This window comes from Hydrogenophaga sp. (genome assembly GCF_018780385.1).
In the GTDB taxonomy this organism is placed as follows: domain Bacteria; phylum Pseudomonadota; class Gammaproteobacteria; order Burkholderiales; family Burkholderiaceae_C; genus Hydrogenophaga.
This window is the reverse complement of sequence record NZ_JADMJO010000018.1, coordinates 64,093-82,245: the sequence shown is the minus strand read 5'-3', so window position 1 is coordinate 82,245 and position 18,153 is coordinate 64,093. Positions and strand designations below refer to the sequence as shown.

General features: G+C 61.8%; 18 protein-coding genes. 5 read left to right on the top strand and 13 right to left on the bottom strand.

From position 1 onward, the window contains the following. The 5 genes from IV113_RS09240 to IV113_RS09220 form a co-directional block, all read left to right on the top strand. A partial coding sequence (locus tag IV113_RS09240; RefSeq protein ID WP_291083446.1) for a hypothetical protein occupies positions 1-284 on the top strand: 284 nt, incomplete at its 5' end. 144 nt (positions 285-428) lie between these two features. Continuing rightward, positions 429-920, top strand: a complete 492-nt coding sequence (locus tag IV113_RS09235; RefSeq protein ID WP_210825652.1) for a hypothetical protein — start codon at positions 429-431, stop codon at positions 918-920. Between the two features lie 111 nt (positions 921-1,031). Next, positions 1,032-1,487 carry a DUF2147 domain-containing protein gene (locus IV113_RS09230; protein ID WP_210825654.1) on the top strand — a complete coding sequence of 152 codons (456 nt, stop codon included), beginning with the start codon at positions 1,032-1,034 and terminating at the stop codon, positions 1,485-1,487. Beyond that, positions 1,484-1,870: a copper resistance CopC family protein gene (locus tag IV113_RS09225; protein ID WP_210825656.1), complete on the top strand. Its 387-nt coding sequence runs from the start codon at positions 1,484-1,486 to the stop codon at positions 1,868-1,870. Before IV113_RS09230 ends, IV113_RS09225 begins: the two co-directional genes overlap by 4 nt. After that, positions 1,871-3,964, top strand: coding sequence for a c-type cytochrome (locus IV113_RS09220; RefSeq protein WP_210825658.1), 2,094 nt, complete (start codon positions 1,871-1,873; stop codon positions 3,962-3,964). 39 nt (positions 3,965-4,003) lie between these two features. Here the strand turns inward: IV113_RS09220 and IV113_RS09215 are convergent, their stop codons facing one another. The 13 genes from IV113_RS09215 to IV113_RS09155 form a co-directional block, all read right to left on the bottom strand. Then, complete coding sequence (locus IV113_RS09215) at positions 4,004-4,285, bottom strand: PaaI family thioesterase (RefSeq protein ID WP_291083438.1); 282 nt, start codon at positions 4,283-4,285, stop codon at positions 4,004-4,006. Between the two features lie 156 nt (positions 4,286-4,441). Further along, a complete protein-coding gene (locus IV113_RS09210) occupies positions 4,442-5,320 on the bottom strand; it encodes an SDR family oxidoreductase (RefSeq protein ID WP_291083435.1) in 879 nt (292 codons plus the stop codon). Then, positions 5,317-6,180, bottom strand: coding sequence for an SDR family oxidoreductase (locus IV113_RS09205; protein ID WP_291083432.1), 864 nt, complete (start codon positions 6,178-6,180; stop codon positions 5,317-5,319). The genes IV113_RS09210 and IV113_RS09205 overlap by 4 nt, the downstream gene beginning before the upstream one ends. A gap of 9 nt (positions 6,181-6,189) precedes the next feature. Then, complete coding sequence (locus tag IV113_RS09200) at positions 6,190-7,788, bottom strand: carboxyl transferase domain-containing protein (RefSeq protein ID WP_363318595.1); 1,599 nt, start codon at positions 7,786-7,788, stop codon at positions 6,190-6,192. Positions 7,789-7,798: 10 nt separating this feature from the next. Continuing rightward, positions 7,799-8,299 carry an acetyl-CoA carboxylase biotin carboxyl carrier protein subunit gene (locus IV113_RS09195; protein WP_291083426.1) on the bottom strand — a complete coding sequence of 167 codons (501 nt, stop codon included), beginning with the start codon at positions 8,297-8,299 and terminating at the stop codon, positions 7,799-7,801. A gap of 2 nt (positions 8,300-8,301) precedes the next feature. Further along, the gene (locus IV113_RS09190) at positions 8,302-9,810 is read right to left on the bottom strand and encodes a biotin carboxylase N-terminal domain-containing protein (protein WP_291083423.1); all 1,509 of its coding nucleotides are present in this window, start codon (positions 9,808-9,810) and stop codon (positions 8,302-8,304) included. Positions 9,811-9,822: 12 nt separating this feature from the next. Further along, positions 9,823-11,031 (bottom strand): ABC transporter substrate-binding protein, encoded by a 1,209-nt coding sequence (locus IV113_RS09185; RefSeq protein ID WP_291083420.1) that lies wholly within the window; start codon positions 11,029-11,031, stop codon positions 9,823-9,825. 55 nt (positions 11,032-11,086) lie between these two features. Beyond that, positions 11,087-12,289, bottom strand: a complete 1,203-nt coding sequence (locus IV113_RS09180) for an ABC transporter substrate-binding protein (protein ID WP_291083417.1) — start codon at positions 12,287-12,289, stop codon at positions 11,087-11,089. A gap of 41 nt (positions 12,290-12,330) precedes the next feature. Continuing rightward, the gene (locus IV113_RS09175) at positions 12,331-13,377 is read right to left on the bottom strand and encodes a branched-chain amino acid ABC transporter permease (RefSeq protein ID WP_291083414.1); all 1,047 of its coding nucleotides are present in this window, start codon (positions 13,375-13,377) and stop codon (positions 12,331-12,333) included. Beyond that, positions 13,377-14,249, bottom strand: coding sequence for a branched-chain amino acid ABC transporter permease (locus tag IV113_RS09170; protein WP_291083411.1), 873 nt, complete (start codon positions 14,247-14,249; stop codon positions 13,377-13,379). The genes IV113_RS09175 and IV113_RS09170 overlap by 1 nt, the downstream gene beginning before the upstream one ends. Beyond that, complete coding sequence (locus tag IV113_RS09165; RefSeq protein WP_291083408.1) at positions 14,249-16,117, bottom strand: AMP-binding protein; 1,869 nt, start codon at positions 16,115-16,117, stop codon at positions 14,249-14,251. The genes IV113_RS09170 and IV113_RS09165 overlap by 1 nt, the downstream gene beginning before the upstream one ends. Next, entirely contained in the window at positions 16,114-16,896 is a 783-nt protein-coding gene (locus IV113_RS09160) for an ABC transporter ATP-binding protein (protein ID WP_291083405.1), read from the bottom strand. Before IV113_RS09160 ends, IV113_RS09165 begins: the two co-directional genes overlap by 4 nt. A gap of 7 nt (positions 16,897-16,903) precedes the next feature. Then, a complete protein-coding gene (locus IV113_RS09155; protein WP_291083402.1) occupies positions 16,904-17,695 on the bottom strand; it encodes an ABC transporter ATP-binding protein in 792 nt (263 codons plus the stop codon). Positions 17,696-18,153 lie beyond the last annotated feature (458 nt).

Genomic DNA, 18,153 nt, shown 5'->3' with positions numbered 1-18,153 from the left:
CATCCGAAATTCATCGTCTCAGCTCACGCTGCAGCGGGTGTTTTGCAGACCTTCCCAAGGCGGCATGTTTGCCCGCCCAAGCCGTACGATGTGCGGCCTGGGCAGGCGCAATGGGGTTTCTGGCGGCTGCAGCGCCGGTCATGGCCCAGAGTGCTGCGCCCGTGGTTCGTGAATCTGGAGTTTTGCAGCCGGTCTCGATGGACATTGTGGAAGATGATGAGATTCGCGCCGGCCAACTGCAGGTCAATTTGTCGGAGAGTCTGGGCGCGTTCCGGGCCTTGTGATTCTTGATCGACAAAACAATGTGCAGAACCTGCAAGGTGAGATACGTGAGGGCAATGGCCGATATTTCGAAGCAGCGACCGGCCGGGCGGCGGTTGTTGGTTCGGCGTTTCGACCAGGGAATTCATTAACACAAGGCGAGCAGCATGAAGTGGCAGATGTTTGGGCGTGCGCGCGTGGTGGTCATGATTGCGGCGCTTGCAGGCTCCGCAGTTTTTGCGGCTGAGCACACGCACGGCGTTCATGGATCACACGCCATGTCCCAGAGCGGCGCGGCGAAGGACACGAAGGAACTGCCACGGCTGCGCATCGTGTCGCCGCTTTCCGGGGCGCAGGTCGAGCCCAACATGGAGGTCGAGTTCGAGACCGATGCGGATCTGGCGAACATGACGATGAGCGCCAAGTCCACTGGTGTTCATCTGCATGTTGGTATCGACGGTACGTCTCTGATGCCGATGATGGCGGACCTGGCACGCGTGGGGAAAAACCGTTACCGCTACAAATTTGACCTGCCCGCCGCTCTTGGTCAGCGCGTCATTTGCGTGTACTGGTCCGATGCATCCCACAAGACCATCGAATCCTCGGTACAGAAGGTGAGTGTGGTGGTCGTACAGAATCAGGGCAAGGTCAAACCATAAACGGACGGTCAAATCGTCCCTGGGGCCAATGAATATGAGTGCAAGTCGCTAATAGCATCGTCGGCACATGAAGTCGTTTCCCGTATACCCACAATGAAATAGAGCCGCCTCATGAAAATCGAAAAAACGTTGAAACACGTACTCGCCATCGCTGCCGTTGCCTGGGCAGCCGGTCCTGCTTTTGCGCAGGACACGCCTGTCGGTCTCTGGAAGACGATTGACGACGACGGCAAAACGGTGAAAACCTTGATACGCATCACCGAATCGGCTGGCGTGCTCAGCGGCGTGATCGAAAAGCTCCTCGATCCCAAGGCAGCGACAGTTTGCGAGAAGTGCACCGGCGAGCGCAAGGACAAGCCGGTGGTCGGGATGACGATTATTCGCGGCATCAAGCGCAATGCCGATGACACCACGCTGTGGGACGGTGGCGAGGTGCTCGATCCGGAGAACGGGTCGACCTACCGGCTGCGTCTGCGGCCCGCCGAGGGCGGCAAGAAGCTCGAGGTTCGGGGTTTCATCGGCGCTCCGGTGTTCGGGCGCTCGCAAACTTGGGTGCGTGCCGAATGAACGCCCGGCGCAAGATGGTTTCGTGGCTCGTCGCGCTGCTGGCAATGACCGCCACTGGCACGGCGCTGGCGCATGCCGCGCTGGTCAAGTCCGAACCGGCACGGCGGGCGACGCTGTCCAAACCACCGCTGCAGGTCAGGCTGTGGTTCAACGAGCGGCTGGAGCCCGAGTACGCGACGATCAGCATGATCAAGGAAGGTGCCGGCCCGGTCACGACCCAGAAGGCCCGGGTTGACAAGGACGACCCCAAACTGCTGGTGTTGGAGTTGCCCATGCTCAGCCCGGGTGCCTATACGGTGAAATACCGGGTGCTCTCGGTCGATGGCCACACGGTTGATTACGGTTATACCTTCACCGTGAAGGCCGAGGGCTCCGGGAAGTAAATGGAGTTCCTCGGCACGGCACTGCGCTGGCTGCAATTGACCAACGGCCTGGTGCTGTTGGGCAGCTTTGCCGTGCTGTTGCTCGCTGGGCCTGGCCGAAGCCCGGATGCAGCGCGCTGGCGCGCAGCGATCCTTGCCGCCGCGCCATGGCTGGTGGCACTGCTGCTGGCCACAACGGCAGGTCTGTTGATGTTGCAGGCGGCTTCGGTCAGCGGCCGCGGAGAGGCAGTTTTTGAATGGTCCGAATGGACCCGGTTGCTGGAGCGAACGCGCTACGGTGCGGTATGGAAACTGCGGCAGGCGACGGCGCTGATCTTGTTGCTGCTGCTGTTGGGTCGTGGGCCTCTGATCGCGCGGTTCGGCGAGCGCGTCGTCGATGTGGTGCTGCTCATCCCGGCGCTGCTGATTAACGCAGCCGCGGTATTTACAGGGCACGGCGCAGCCACGGAACCGCTTTGGCTTGCAGGTGTCGGCCATGTCGTGCATCTGCTGGCGGCTGGCGTTTGGGCTGGCGGCCTGCCGGCGCTGGCCTACGGACTTCACATGGCTGCGGGAGGTCGGGATCCGCTGTTCCGGAAGATGTTCCTCGGCGTGGTGCGCCGCTTCTCGGTGCTTGCGACGGTTTGCGTTGCACTGATCGTTGCGTCCGGAGCCCTCATCGCGTACCTGCAGTTCGGCGCGCCGACCCGCTGGCCCGCGCGGACAGACGACATCTTCGGCGGTCTGATGACGGTGCTCGAACGCAGCCTGGCGCCGCTGCTCGCCACGTCGTTCGGTCTGCAGGTGCTGGCCAAGATGGTTCTGCTGATGCTGGTGCTGCTGGTTGCAGCGCGGGTTCGCTGGGTCTGGATGTCGCGTATGGGCCAGGGGGCATTCGAGCAGGGTCTTGCGTGGCAAGGCGCGGCCGGTCTGGTCCGGGTGGAACTGGGCGTTGTGCTGCTGATTCTGCTCTTCGCAGCCAGTCTGACAGGTACGCTGCCCGCGGCCCATGCTCAGATGGCGTGGCCGCTTCCGTTTCGTCTGTCGCTCGCGGCGACCTGGGACCAACCCGGGGTGGCGGCCACCGTCGTGGGCGCGTCGCTGCTGGCGATGGGGGGGCTGGTTTGGTCGCTGCACACCATCGTTTCAAGGCCACGCACGGGCGCAGCGCGGGGTGTGGACCGCTGGCGTTTGGGTATCGCAGTGCTGGCGATTTCTTCAGGCTTAACCACCGGTTTGTACGCGTTGTCGGTGGACGCCTATCCCGACACTTACCGGCGCACGAATGTCAGTTACAACGCGGTGTCGGTCACGCGCGGGGCGGTGCTGTATTCCCAGCACTGCGTGTCCTGTCACGGTCCGGGTGGCAAGGGAGACGGTCCGCAGGCCACCCGCTTGCCCACCAGGCCCGCGAATCTCACCGAGCCGCATACTGCGCTGCACACTGCGGGCGATCTCTTCTGGTGGCTCACCCACGGCAAGCCGAGAACCGCCATGCCCGGCTTTGCGCAGGAAATGACCGAAGAGGAACGTTGGGACATGGTGAACTTCCTGCGTGCGTTCTCCGCTGGCTTCCAGGCTCGCATCCTGACGCCCCAGGTGGTGCCCGGGCGGCCCTGGCTCGGTCCGCCCGATTTCGATTTTGTGACCCGGTCGGGACTGACCGCGGCGCTCAAGGAGTACAGGGGGCGCAAGTCCGTGCTGCTTGTCTTCTACTCGCAGCTCTTCTCCGCGAAACGTCTGGTCGAACTGGCGCGTGTCTATCCGCAGTTGCAATCAAGCGGCACCGAGGTGATTGCGATTGCGTTGCCGGGTGCCACTTCTTCGCTGTCGTTGCCGTTTTCTGTCGTCACCGACGGGGCGCAGGAGGCGGCGACCGCCTATTTGCTGTTCCGGCGTACATTGAACGACCCCGGCAAGACCGTCTTGGGGGCGCCACCGTCTCACATGGAATTCCTGCTTGACCGATTCGGCTATGCGCGTGCGCGCTGGGTGCCGCAGGACGAGGAGGGCGCCGGTGAAGGATGGCGCGACACGCAGTTTCTGCTCGGCCAAATCGAACGCATCAACCGCGAGCCGCAAATCCTTCCCCCGCCCGATGATCATGTGCATTGAGCGGCAGTGCTTTGCCGGGCGGTCTCCGCCGTGCACCGGTCAGATCGCTTTGACCAGCGACTTGGTGTAGATGCGGTAGGTGCCGATGCCGCGCGACACGATGTCTCCGTCGAGTGCGTCGAGCGTCACCTTCACCGAGACGTAGGCCAGCGTCTTGCCGATGTGGTCGGGTATTGCCGATGCAAACAGGATTCCTGTGCCGACCGCACGCATGAAATCCACGGTCAGGGTGACCGTTACCGACGACTGGATGATCTGGCCGCCGCCGGGGATCGGGCGGTCGATTAACGTTCTGCCCCCAACCGCATCGAGCAAGGTCAAGGGCACGCCGCCCTGGAGCACGCCGTGGGGTTGAGTTGGTCGCGCCGGATCGGTAGCCGGAAATACGGGCCACCCTCGTTGTGCAGGATGTCGTACCCTACGAGCTGCTGAAAAGGCCCGTGGAAGTAACTTGCCGACGGAGGAGGGGCTGCGCGCTCAAGTTGGCTCGACTTTGAAATAGTCCGGCTTGCCAGCAGGCCAGAATTCGCCCCACAGCAGCATCCCGCCTTCGACGTTGAGCACCTCGCCGGAAATGAACTTGCCCGAGGGTGCGGCGAGGTAGACCACCGCCTCGGCGATGTCCTGCACGTCGCCGGCCCGTTTCATCGGATTGCACGAGTAAAAGGTTGCCACATTCTCTTCGTGGTAGTTGTTGAAGCCGTTGCTCTCGATGGCGCCGGCGCCAATGCAGTTCAGGCGGATGCCGTGTTCTGCCCACTCAATGGCCAGCGTACGCGACAGCGCGATGACGCCCGCGCGCGAGGCGGTGGTGTGCGCCATGCCGGTGAGGCCGCGGTCGATGGCGGCGGTGATGTTGACGATGTTGCCGTGCCGGCCATGCTCCACCCAGCGTTTGGCAGCGCCCTGCATCATGTACCAGGTGCCGTTCAAGTTGGTGTCGATCACCGCGTTCCAGCCCTTGACGTTGAAGTCCATTGCATGGGCGGCAAACTGGCCGCCGGCGTTGTTGACCAGAACGTCAACGCCGCCCAAACGTTCCCACACGGCACTGAGCATGGCGTCCACCTGCTCGGGATCGCGGATGGTCATCGGGTAGGTAAATACCTCACGGCCTGATAAGGCGCGCAGTTTTTCGGCACAGTCCTCGAGCTTGTCGGCCTTGCGCCCGCAGATGGCGAGCGTGGCACCCAGTCGGGCAAACAGAAAGGCGATCGCCTTGCCGATGCCGCTGCCGGCGCCCGACACCAACACCACTTTGCCGGCGAAAAGGTCGTCGCGATAGACCGTCGGGAGCGCGGCCAGGGCTTCGTCGCCCGGGCCGAACTTGGGGTGTTGCGTATCGGCCGAATTCATGAGTTCACCTTGAAGTAGTCGGGTTTGGCGATGGTCCAGACTTCGCCCCAGAGCACGCCTCCGCCATCCACCGTGAGCAGTTCGCCGGTGACGAACTTGCCGCTGGGCGCGCTGAGGTAGACCGCGGCCTCGGCCACGTCCTGCACGTCGCCGACATGTTTCATCGGGTTGGCTCCGGCGAAGGCCTTCACCGCCTCGGGGGAGTACTGACGAAAGCCGGTGCTGGCGATCGCTCCAGGCGCGATGCAATTGACGCGGATGCCATGCTGCGCCCACTCGACGGCAACCGTTTTGGACAGATGGGTAACGGCGGCGCGCGCAGCGCAGGTGTGCGCCACGCCCGGCATGCCCCGCTGGAAGGTGGCGACGATGTTGACGATGTTGCCCTGCGTACCGGTGTCGCGCCAGCGGCGAGCCAGCGCATGCATCATGTACCAGGTGCCGTTCAGGTTGGTGTCGATCACCGCCTTCCAGCCCTTGACGCTGTAGTCCAGCGCTCGCTGCGGGAATTGCCCGCCGGCGTTGTTGACGAGCACGTCGATGCGTCCGAAGTGCAGCCAGGCCACGTCGATCAACTGTTCCACCTGCTCGGGCTCACGGATCGTCATGGGGTGCACCAGCACATCAGGGCTGCCGAGCCGGCGCAGCCATTCGGCGCAGGTCTCTAGCTTGGCTGGGTCGCGCCCGCAGATGACCAGCTTGGCGCCCAGGCGCGCGTACAGGAAGGCGATGGCTTTTCCGATGCCGCTGCCGGCGCCGCTGACCATCACCACCTGGCCTTCGAAGAGTCCGCTCTGGTAGACGGTGGGGCGGGTTGCGAGGGCTTCATCGTCGAAGCCGAAGGTAGTGTCTTCTGTCATGTTGTCCCTTCAGAATCGGAAAATTCCATAGTGCGGGTCGGCGATCGGGGCGTGGGCGGCGGCTGAAAGTGCCATGCCCAGTGCGTTGCGGGTGTCGGTAGGTGCCAGCAGACCGTCATCCCACAGGCGCGATGTGGCAAAGTAGGCGTTGGACTCGCGCTCGGCCTTTTCGTACACACGTTGGCGCAGTTGCGCCATCTCGGCCTCATCGGGCGCGTGGCCCTTGCGCCGCAATTGGGCGATTTTCACGTCGGCGAGGGTGTTGGCGGCCTGATCGGGGCCCATCACCCCCATGTGCACGTTCGGCCAAGCCCAGATCATGCGCGGATCCCACGCCCGTCCGCACATGCCGTAGTAGCCCGCACCGAAAGCTGCACTGGTGATGACGGTGAACTTGGGCACCTCGCTGCCAGCCTGCGCCATCAACATCTTGGCGCCGTCCTTGGTGATGCCTTCCATTTCATAGTTGCGGCCGATCATGTAGCCGGTGGTGTTTTGCAGAAACACGAGAGGTGTGCGGTTCTGGTTGCACAGCGATATGAAGTGCGCCGCTTTCTTGGAGCTGTCGCTGAACAACACGCCGTTGTTGGCGAGGATGCCCACGCGGTAGCCCCAGATGTAGGCGTAGCCGCAAATCAGGGTAGTGCCGTAGGCGGGCTGGTACTCGTGGAAGCGGCTGCCGTCCACCATGCGTGCAATCAGTTCACGCTGATCGAATTGCACCCGGTGGTCGGGTGAGACGATACCCAGCATTTCGTTGGGGTCGTAGTAGGGTGGCTCGGCATCGCGCTCGGGCAGATAGCTTTTTGTTGCGGGCTTGAACTGCGCGACGATCTCGCGGCAAATCGCGATGGCGTGGGCTTCGTTGTCGGCCGGATAGTCGACCGTGCCGGATACCTGGGTGTGTAAATCACAGCCTCCGATCTCGTCGGCGGTGTGCTCCTCGCCGGTGGCGGCCTTGACGAGCGGTGGCCCGCCGAGAAACACGCCGCCAGCGCCACGCACGATGATGCTGTAATCGCACAGCGCGGGGATGTAGGCACCGCCGGCGGTGCAGTGGCCGAACACCATCGCGACCTGCGGCACGCCGGCCTTGGACAGCAGGCATTGGTTGCGGAACACCCGGCCACCCTCGATGTACACGCCTGACAGTTCTTCAAGGAAGGCGCCGCCGCTATCGCACAGATGCAGGACCGGTAACTGGTTTTCCAGCGCGATGTCCAGCAAGCGTGCGAGCTTGCGTGGCGTCAAGGTGTACCAGACACCGCCCTTGACGCTGGAATCGTCGGCGTGGATCAGCACCTCGCGCCCGCTGACCACGCCCAGACCGGTGACCACGTTGGCACCCGGTATCTCGCCGTTGTAGTCCTCGCAGGCGGCCAGCGCCGAGAACTCAAGAAAGGGCGTGCCGGGATCGAGTAGCAAGTCCAGCCGTTCACGCACCAGCAGTTTTCCCTGCGCGCGCACGCGCTTGATCTCATGCGGCGGACGTTGGTGGCGAGTGATTTCCATGCGCTCGCGAAAATTCGCGACGATGGCGCTCATGGCTTGATGGTTTCGCCGGAACGCTTCGGATGCGGTGTCAATGCGGGAGTCGATGCGTTTCATCAATCGGTTCTCAGAGGTCTTGCAGCGTCACGAGGGCGGACTTAAGAGCGAAGGTGTTGCCAACGACAAAGTGCACCGCCTTGACCCGGGCATCGCGCGGCGCCGTCAGCGTGGTTTCCAGTTTCATGCTTTCGATCACGATGAGCGGTTGACCAACGCACACTGCATCACCGACGGCCACATGAACCGCGATCACCGTGCCGGGCATCGGTGCCTGCAGCAAGTCGGAAGCGGTACCGGTCTGGTCGCAGCCAGAAGGTCCGCTGAGATCGATCACCTCGACCTCGAGGGCGCCGGTGGCCGCGCTGTGCACGAATCGGCTGTCGCCCCGTGTGGCGATCCAGACGGCTTGCGACCGCTGATCCACGGCTACCCGCCAACGGCCATCAGCCAGCGCCTTTCCCTGCATCTCGAATTTGCGTTCGCCATGGCTGACGTGGAACACGCCATTCGCTCCACGTGTCACCACGAGGTCATGGGCCTGGCCATTGATGACATAGCGGCGGCGCATCGTCAATTCCTCCAGGGTCCCATGGCGGCGTGCATCGCGGGAATAGCGTGCACGGCGCGCAACAGTTCGCGGTCGGCGAGCACCGCCGATGCCAGTACCAGGTCGATGTCATCGGGGGTGAGAGACTCGCGCAGCTCTTCGGCACAGCGTGCCAGCATGCCGGTGTCGGCCTGGCCAGCACGGAACTCGGCATGGCGCAGTACCCGCGTGAGGTAGCGTGCGTTGGTGGTCAGACCCAATAGCACCGATTGCCCAAGCGCCAGGATGGAGCGTTCTATTGCCTGCGCACGCGTGTTTCCATGGCAGATAATTTTGGCGATCATGGGGTCAAATGCAGTGCTCACCGCCTGACCTTCGCGCACGCCGGCATCAACCCGCACGCCGGGACCGGATGGCGGCCGCCAGCACAGGATGTCGCCGGTGGAGGGGCGGAAATCATGCTCGGCATCTTCGGCGTAAAGCCTGCATTCGATGGCGTGACCAAGCTGCACGATGTCCGCCTGGGTGTAGCCGAGCGGCTCACCCTGGGCAACGCGCACCTGTTCGCGAACGAGGTCAAAGCCCGTCACCATTTCGGTGACCGGGTGTTCCACCTGCAGACGCGTGTTCATCTCAAGAAAGTAAAACTCGCCACCGGCGCCGTAGATGAACTCCACGGTGCCGGCGCCGCGATAGTTGGCTGCGCGGGCAATGCCGGCTGCGGCTTCGCAAATATCGTGGCGCTGCACCGGTGAAAGAGCCGGGGAGGGGGTTTCTTCAATGATTTTCTGGAAGCGTCGCTGCACTGAACATTCACGCTCCCAGAAATGCACCAACTGGCCATGCGCGTCGCCCATCACCTGCACCTCGATGTGCCGGGGGCGCTCCACATAGCGTTCGACAAACAACCGACCGTCGCCAAAATAGCGCTCACCTTCGCGCCGTGCGGTCTCGATCTCGCGATCCAAAACGGACAGGTCACGCACGATGCGCATGCCCTTGCCGCCCCCGCCGGCTGAAGGTTTGATCAGCAGTGGCGCGCCGAGCGCCCTGGTGCGCTCGACGAAGCTGGCCGGGTCATCATCCTCGACGGCGCTCGGTGCTACTGGAAACCCGCGTTTGGCCACGAAGCTGCGCGCGCGCACCTTGTCGCCCATCAGTTCGATGCTGTCAGGACGCGGGCCAATGAAGACGATGCCTGCGGCCTCTAGCGCACGCGCAAACGCAGCGTTTTCAGAAAGGAAGCCGTAACCGGGATGCACCGCCTGTGCCCCACTGTGCCGACACGCTTCGACCAGTTGCGCGATATCGAGGTAGGAAGCCACGGGTGTCGAGCCGTGCAATTCGACCGTCTCGTCAGCCTCCAGCACGGCCGGGCTATCGGCATCCACCGCGTGGTGGGCCACCACGGTGACGAGCCCCATGCCCTTGAGTGCACGCAGGATCCGCAGCGCGATCTCGCCACGGTTGGCGATCAGAACCTTTTGAAACACGGGCGGGCCCCTGTTGTATGGCCGGTGACGGTCACTCAACGGTGTCTGGTGTCAATCGAGCACAGGGATGGGGTCGGACACGCGCTCGAAGCGGGAGTTTTTGGCGTCCGAACGCAACACGAGCACGCTGCTCGGCGAGTGCCGGTCATTGGGGCCAAAACTGATGGGAGAAGCCAGTCCATCGGTGCCGAAGTTCTTGGTTGTTTCCAGCTTCTCGACGACACAGGCGCGAGTCAGCGCCTTGCCACAGCGGCTGATCGCGTCTTCCATCAGCAGCGCACCAACGTAGGCTGTGATCGAATAGCGGTTGAGCGACTTCAACTCGTCGGCTGACAGATATTTCTGTGCCAACCCCATAAACTTGGCCATGCCTGGCACCGACAGGTCGGTCAGAGGCGGGACATAGTCTGCGACGAAGTAGCCGTCGCCCGCGGCACCGGCGAGCGCCTGAACAGGGGTCAGGTGGGCCGAATGCACGGCAAGGAAGGTCAGCGACATCTGGTTTTTAGCGGCTTCCTTCATCAGCATCGAATGCTCGGCCACCACGCCGCCCGACGCGAGAAAGGTCGCGCCCACCTGCTTCAGACTCAGCATCTCGGCCGAGAAGTCCTTGGTGCCACGCTTGAAGGAAATCTCGGACACGCTGTTAAGCCCCAGATCCTTGATCGCCTTCTGGTAGCCGCAACGCACGTCGCTGCCAAACTCGTCATCCTGATAGACCAGCGCAAACTTCTCCTTGTGCAACTTCTTGCTAGCGACCATGTTTTTCATGGCGGCGCTCAACTCCTGACAATAGGTTGGCCCGACCACAAATACCGTTTTGTTCGGTGGAGTGAAGTGCGCTGCTGCCACTGCCATCGCGTTGATGGTTGGCAAGCGTTGCTCGTTTATGTAGGGCAGCATGGCTTGCAGCATGGCTGAGCCCGAGGTGCCGATGAGGCCGAAGATGCCTTCCACGTCGACCAGTCGCTTGACGCCTTGCACAGCACGCTGAGGCACATAGCCGTCATCTTCCTGGCGAATTTCCACCTTGCGGCCATTGATGCCACCGCGGGCGTTGACATCCTGCTCCCATACCCGCAAGGCAAGCATGTGGGCCTTGCCCAAGAGGCTAGGGGGGCCGCTGACGGGCGTCACCGAGCCGAGGACGATTTTGGCGTCGGTCACACCGGGGTCAGCAGCAACGGCGGTCGTGGCCGTCAGGCCGATGACCATGCCGAGCAGACTGGTGGCGGCATATCGAAAGTATTTGCGTGTCATGGAAAGGCACTCCTGGAGGAGAAATGGGGGTGGGGCTGGTAGCGCGTCGTCAGAATCACTTGGAACTCAGAAATTCAGAGGCTCGCTCGAATTTCCCGACGCCGGCATTCGCCTTGAGCAAAATGGGGCGGGTCCCCGACTGTCGAATATTGGGCCCGAAGGTCAAGGGGGCCATGATGCCGTCGCTGGTGAAGTTCTTGGTCTGCTCGAGCTTTTCGACCACGCAGGCACGCGTGAGGTTTTTGGTGCAGGCGTTGAGCGCTGATTCGAGTAACTGGACACCCACGTAGGCGGTCAATGAATACCGGTTCATGTCCTTGACCTCATTGGCTGAAAAGTATTTGTAGGTCAGTGCGGTGAGTTTGCCAATGCCCTGGGTTTGAGTGTCGGTCACTGGAGGCACATACTCGGCGACGTACACGCCGTCAGCTGCCGGGCCGGCCAGGGCCAGTACCGCAGGCAGATGCGAAGGGTGAGCGGCCAGACGCACGACTTGCATCTGGTTCTTCGCGATCTCTTTGAGCATTGCGGCGGTTTCGGTGATGATGCCGCCGGTCAGCACGAAGGTGGCGCCGGCGCGCTGCACGCTCAACACCTCCGCGGAAAAATCCTTCGCCCCGCGTTTGTAGGCAACTTCGATGCTGCTTTTCAAACCGAGCTCTTTCAGGGCCTGGTCGTAGCCACACTTGACATCGACGCCATAATCATCCTCCTGAAATATCAGGCCGAACTTGGAGCCTTGCAGCTTCTGGGATGTGACCAGATGCTTCATACTGGCAAAGACCTCCTGGCAGTAAGTTGCCCCGATATTGAACAGCGTCTTGTGCGGTGGGTTGAAGTGGGCGCTGTTGACGGCGATATGGTTGATGGCGGGAATTTTCTGTTCGTCGATGATGGGCAGCATGGCCAGCAACTGCGACGAGCCGGAGGTGCCGATCAATGCAAAGATCTGTTCGACATCCATCAGTTTTTTGAGACCCTGGACGGCGCGCTGTGGCACATAGCCGTCGTCCTCGATGCGAATGTCGACTTTGCGTCCGCCGATGCCGCCGCGCGAATTGACATCCTGCTCCCAAACTTTCAGGGTCGTGGCAATGGCCTTGCCAATGATGCTGGGCGGGCCGCTAAGCGGGATGACCGCGCCAAGCACGAGTTTGTCCTTCGTGACCCCGGGATCTGCCGCCAGTGCGCTGCCGAAGGTCAGTGTGGCGAGTGCGCTGAGGCAAAGGCGCTGGGTCAGCTTCTGTAGTGTTCGCATCGCAGGTCTCCTATGGAATAAGCAGCGCGTGTGCTGCAGGGTCAGAATCGGAATGGCCAATGGGTCCAGTAATGCTTGATGTCGCGCCATCGCCCCATCAGGCCATCGGGCTCAAAACGCAGGAACAACACAATCGCGAGCCCATAAATGACGCCTTTGATCTCATAGGCGGCAGTGGAGCCCGACCCGCCGAAGCTGGCGCCGATCATGCCGAACACGAAGCCCAGGCTCTCGTTGAGCAGGACGATGAATGCCGTGCCGAGCAAGGCGCCGGCCACCGAGCCCAGGCCACCCACGATGAGCATGGAGAGCGCCTCGATCGAGATCAGCAGGCTGAAGCTGTCCACGTTCAGGTAGCGTGTGTAGTAGGCCAGCAAGCCCCCGGCGATGCCGGTGTAGAAGGCGCTGACCATGAAGGCCAGCAGCTTGTAGCGCACCAGGTTGACGCCCATGGCCTTGGCGGCGATGTCGTGCTCCCGGATCGCCAAGAAGGCCCGACCAATGCGGCTGCGCAGGATGTTCAGGGTGATGAAGGTGAACACAACTACAAAGCACAGCACCACGTAGTAGTAGCCACGTTCTGCCCCCAGCGCCTGGCCGAACAGCGAGGGTTGCGGCACCGTCAGGCCTTCCGAGCCTCCGGTCAGGCTGCCACCGTTGAGGATCAGGTGGTTGATGATCACGGCAAACGCCATCGTCGTGATGGCCAGGTACAGCCCTTTGAGACGCAGCGATGGTATGCCCACGATGATCCCGGCGATGGCCGCGCTCACGCCGCCGGCGAAGATGGCCGCCAGCATCGGCCAGCCGAGTTTGCCGGCCACGATACCGGCCGTGTAGGCGCCGACCGCCAGAAAGCCCGAGTGCCCGAGCGAGATCAGCCCGGTGGTCCCGGTCAGTAGGTTCAGGCCCAACACCCCCACCGCTGTGATCAGCAGCAGCAGAATGACAGAGACATAGTACTTGGACAGCAGCAGTGGCGCGGCCGCCAGCAGCGCAACCAGCAGGCACGACCAGACGATGACAGGGACCGAGTCGGTCAGTGCCAGCAGTTGACGATAGCTTTGTTTGAAATTTCCGCTCTGCATCAGACACGCTCGATATCAGGTTTGCCGAACAGGCCATAGGGTCTGACCATAAGAACGACGAGGATCAAAACAAAACCGGCGATCTCCTTCATGCCGCGGCCGATATAGCCTTCCGACAAGTTCTCGACCACCCCGATCAGGATGCCGCCAAGTGCGGCGCCGAACACCGAGTCCAGCCCGCCCAGAATGACCGCCGGAAAGCTGCGCAGACCTGTCGTCCACATGCCGGGGTTGACGTCGTAGATCACGCCGATCAACACGCCGGCAATGGCGGCGAGACCGGCCGACAGAGCCCAGGACAAGGCGAAGATGCGCTTGACATTGATTCCCATCAGTAGGGCTGCAGTTTGGACGTTGGCGGTGGCGCGCATGGCGATACCGATCCGTGAATAGCGAAAGAAGGTCCACAGGCCGAGCAGTACAGCCGCCATCAGTCCAACGGCATACATCTGCGCCGGATACAGGCCGGCCGGGCCGATCTTGATGATTTCGGTCGGCAGGCCGGCATTGAGTGGCATGGGGTCGGCGCCCCAGATCAACACCACCACCGAGCGCAGGATCACTGCGAGGCCAATGGTCACCATCACCGTGGAAAACACCGGCTGACCGAGCATCGGACGGATGAGCAAGACCTCGATCAGCAGGCCGATCAGCACCGAGGCGATGGTCGTCAGAAGCAGCATCGGCCAGAAGCCAAATTGGAAGGTGCCGGCCAGGGTGAAGGCGATGTAGGACACCAGCATCATCAGCTCGCCCTGGGCGAAGTTCACCACGCCGGTGGCGCGGTAGATCATGGCAAAACCCATGCCGATGAAGCCGTAGACTAGGCCGACGGCAATGCCGGAAATGACCAGTTGCAGAAAATAGTCCATCAGACCGCCCCTCCACCGTAGATGATCGCGATCTCTTTTGCGAAGGTTTTTTCGATGACGTTGCGACGAACCTTCTGGGTAGCGGTGAGTTCGCCGTCGTCGTGGTCGAGTTCCTTCTCCAGAATCAGGAACTTGCGGATGTTTTCGACCCGGGCAAACAGTTTGTTCACGCGTTTGACGTCCTCGTCAACCAGTTCGCGCACCTCGGGCAGCAAGGCCAGGCTCTTGTAGGTGGTGTATGCCAGCTTGCGCTCCTGCGCCCACTTGCCCACCGTGTCAAAGTCGATCTGGAGCAATGCAGACAGGTAATGGCGCCCATCGCCCAGAACGATGGCTTCGCGCACATACAGGCTGTCCTTGAGCGCGTTTTCGATCTCGGACGGTGCGATGTTCTTGCCGCCACTGGTGATGATGATGGCTTTCTTGCGGTCGACGATCATCAGCTCGCCGTTGTCAGCCAGCGCCACGATGTCGCCCGTGTGCAGCCAGCCGTCGACGACGGTTTTGGCGGTGGCGCTCTCGTCGTGGAGATAGCCCTTGAACACGGCGGGGTGCTTGACGATGAGCTCGCCGTCGTCGGCGATCTTCCAATTCAGGCCGTCGATGGGCAGGCCTGTGGCGCCCAGTTTGACTGCTTTTTCATGCTGGAAGAAGATCACGCCGCCGGACTCGGTCATGCCGTAGACCTGGTACACCGGGATGCCTAGAATACGAAAGAATTTCAGTACCTCGGGCGAGACGCTGGCGCCGCCACAGAAGCCGCATTGCATGCGGTCTAGGCCGATGAATTTCTGCAGATTGCGAAACATCAGCAACCACAGCACGAAGAAGTGCAGGCGATCCGACAGGCTGCGTTGGCCCTCTTGCGCCTCGATCTTTTCGAACAGACGACGCCCGGCATCGAGGCAATGCTTGAAAGCCCAGCGCTGAAAGCGCGAGGCGTCCTGCATGCGAATCAAAATGCCTTGCTGCAGCTTTTCCCAGATGCGCGGCACACCCAAGAACACCGTAGGTGCGATCTCGCGCAGATTGACGGCCACCGTGTCGATCGATTCGGCGTAGTTGACCACACCGCCGGTGAGCAGATGCAAGACCGTGGAGAAGGCTCGCTCGGCCACGTGGCACAACGGCAGGTAGCAGACCACCTCGTAGTTTTGGCGGTCCAGTTTGAAATGAGTTTTGAGCTTTTCAACGGTGACGATCAGGTTGCGGTGCGAGAGCATCGCGCCCTTGGGCGGACCGGTGGTGCCCGAGGTGTAGACCAGCATGCAGGTGTCGTCGGGCTGGGTGTCCTCGATGCCGCGATCAAAGGTACCCGCGTGCTGGGTCGATGCCGCAGCGTATTGGTCGCCAAGCTCGAGCACGTCGTCAAACGACATCAGCTGGTCGTGCTTGTAGCCGCGCATTCCCTTCATGTCGACGCAGATAATCTTCATCAGGTCGGGCAGGCTGTTGGCGTGCTTGTCCAGGGCGTCGAGCACTTTGTCGACCTGCTCCTGGTCGCCGCAGACCACGAACTTGCTGTTCGAGTGGTGCACGATGTACTGCAGCTCCGGCCACGGGTTGGTGGGGTAGATGCCGACCACAATGCCACCGATGGCCTGCGTCGCGAGATCGGAGAACATCCAGTGGGGGCTGTCCTCGCTGGCAATGGCCAGGCGGTCCCCCTTTTCGAATCCGAGGGCCTTCAGGCCGTGAGCGAAGCGGCGCGCGGTCTCCAGATAGTGCTGCCAGCTCATGCGGTTCCAGATGCCATAGTCTTTCTCGCGAAACGCGAGCGCATTCGGAAACCTCTGAGCCCAATGCTTGAGTAGCTTGGGCAGGGTGGTGTTGCCGTCGCACAGCGAGGCGTCCAGGTTATCGATCACGCGGCCTCCTTGGTTTTGCTGCCCAGGTAGGCGTCGATCACGGCCGGGTTGGCCGATATCTCGGCCGGCGTGCCCTCGCCGATCTTGCGGCCGAAGTTGAGCACGCAGACGCGGTCGGAGATGTCCATCACGATGCCCATGTCGTGCTCGACCATGAGGACCGAAATGCCAAGTTCGTCCCGGATGTCAAGCACGAAGCGGGCAATGTCTTCGGTCTCCTCGCTGTTCATGCCCGATACCATTTCGTCCAGCAGGAGCAACTTGGGCTCGGTGGCCAGCGCGCGCCCCAGCTCGACCCGCTTTTGAAGGCCATAGGACAGGGTGCCCACCGGCATGTCGCGAATTTCCTCGATTTCAAGAAAGTCGATGATCTCTTCCACCTTGCGACGATGTTCTAGCTCTTCGCGCCGCGCCCGTCCAAAGAACCACGAGGCATCCAGCACGTTGGTGGCCATGTGGCAATGGCGGCCGACCAGCAGGTTGTCCACCACGCTGGCATGTTTGAATACCGCCAGGTTCTGGAAGGTCCGACCGATGCCGATGGCGGCCAGGCGGTGCGCCGGCATGCCGGTGATGTCGCAGCCATCGAAATGCACGGTGCCGCTGCTGGGCTTGACGACGCCGCTGATCATGTTGAAGGTGGTCGTCTTGCCGGCCCCATTGGGGCCGATCAGGGAATAGATTTCACCGCGCCGGACGTGAAAACTGACACCGGCAACGGCTTCGACGCCGCCGAAGCGTTTGGACAGGTTTTCGACCCTTAACAATGTGTCGTTCATGTTTTTCTCAGGACAGCCAGCGCTTTCGCCGCTTGTAGTGCTTCACGTCGCGCATGTTCTTGCGCGATCCACCTTCGCTGAAGCCGAGGTAGAACTCGCGCACGTCGTCGTTGCGCAGCATCTTGTCGGCCTCGCCGTCTAGCACCACGCGGCCGTTTTCCATGATGTAGCCATAGTCGGCAATGGCCAGCGCCATCTGTGCGTTCTGCTCTACCAGGAGAATGCCCATGCCTTCCTGGCGGCACAGGCGGGTGATGATGTCGAAAATCTCTTCGCTGATTTGTGGCGCCAGACCGAGCGTGGGCTCGTCGAGCATCAGCAGTTTCGGGGACGACATCAGCGCACGGCCAATGGCCACCATCTGCTGTTCGCCGCCTGACAGGTAGCCCGACACCGTGCTGCGTTTTTGCACCAGACGCGGGAACAGCCCATACACCATCTCCATCTGGCGCCTGGCGTCAGTCAGACTGCGCGTGTAGCCGCCCATCACGAGGTTTTCCTCGACTGTCAACTGGTCGAACAGGCGGCGCCCCTCGGGCACCATGACCACGCCGGCGCGTACGATCTCGTCTGGCGCCAGGCCGGTCAGCTGGCTGTTTTCAAACGTGATCTGACCACCTTTGATCTCTCCGTCTTCCGGATACAGTACGCCCGAAATGCCTTTGAGTGTGGTTGATTTTCCTGCCCCGTTGGAACCGAGCAAGGCGACTATGCGACCTTTGCCAACGGCCAATGAGGCCTCTCGCACCGCCTCGATGGTGTTGTCGTAAACGATCTGGACGTTGGTGAGTTTCAGCATGACAGACCGTTCCTTGCCCCGTTCTGTAGGGGCCCAACCATTGAACGGGTGTGCCGGTCGAGCGTAGTGGAGGGGTGCGCCAAGATGGCGGCCGCAGTCGTGCAGACCTTCGGGTCGGATGGGCCGGATTCGTGGGCACGACCGTGGCCTTTGGTTTCCAGGGTGCAGGTTGGGGGGGCAGTGAATTTACTCAAAGTTTGTCCCGTGTTGGCCGTGTTGGGTCGGCGACGTGCCTGCCCTGTGCCTTGCCGTTTGCCGAGTTGTGCATCTTGCCTTGTTTAGATGTCTCTAATCTAACGGTAGTTAGGTTAGAGGCTATTCGGGAAATCCCTATGCCACTGCCATCAAGTCCCGTTTCGAGTGCGAGCGGTAGCGCCTGCCCAGGCGCGCTTCCGAACGAGAGCCGGTGACTCAGCGTCGGCGGATCAAGACTGAAGTGCAACACCTGCTACCGAGAA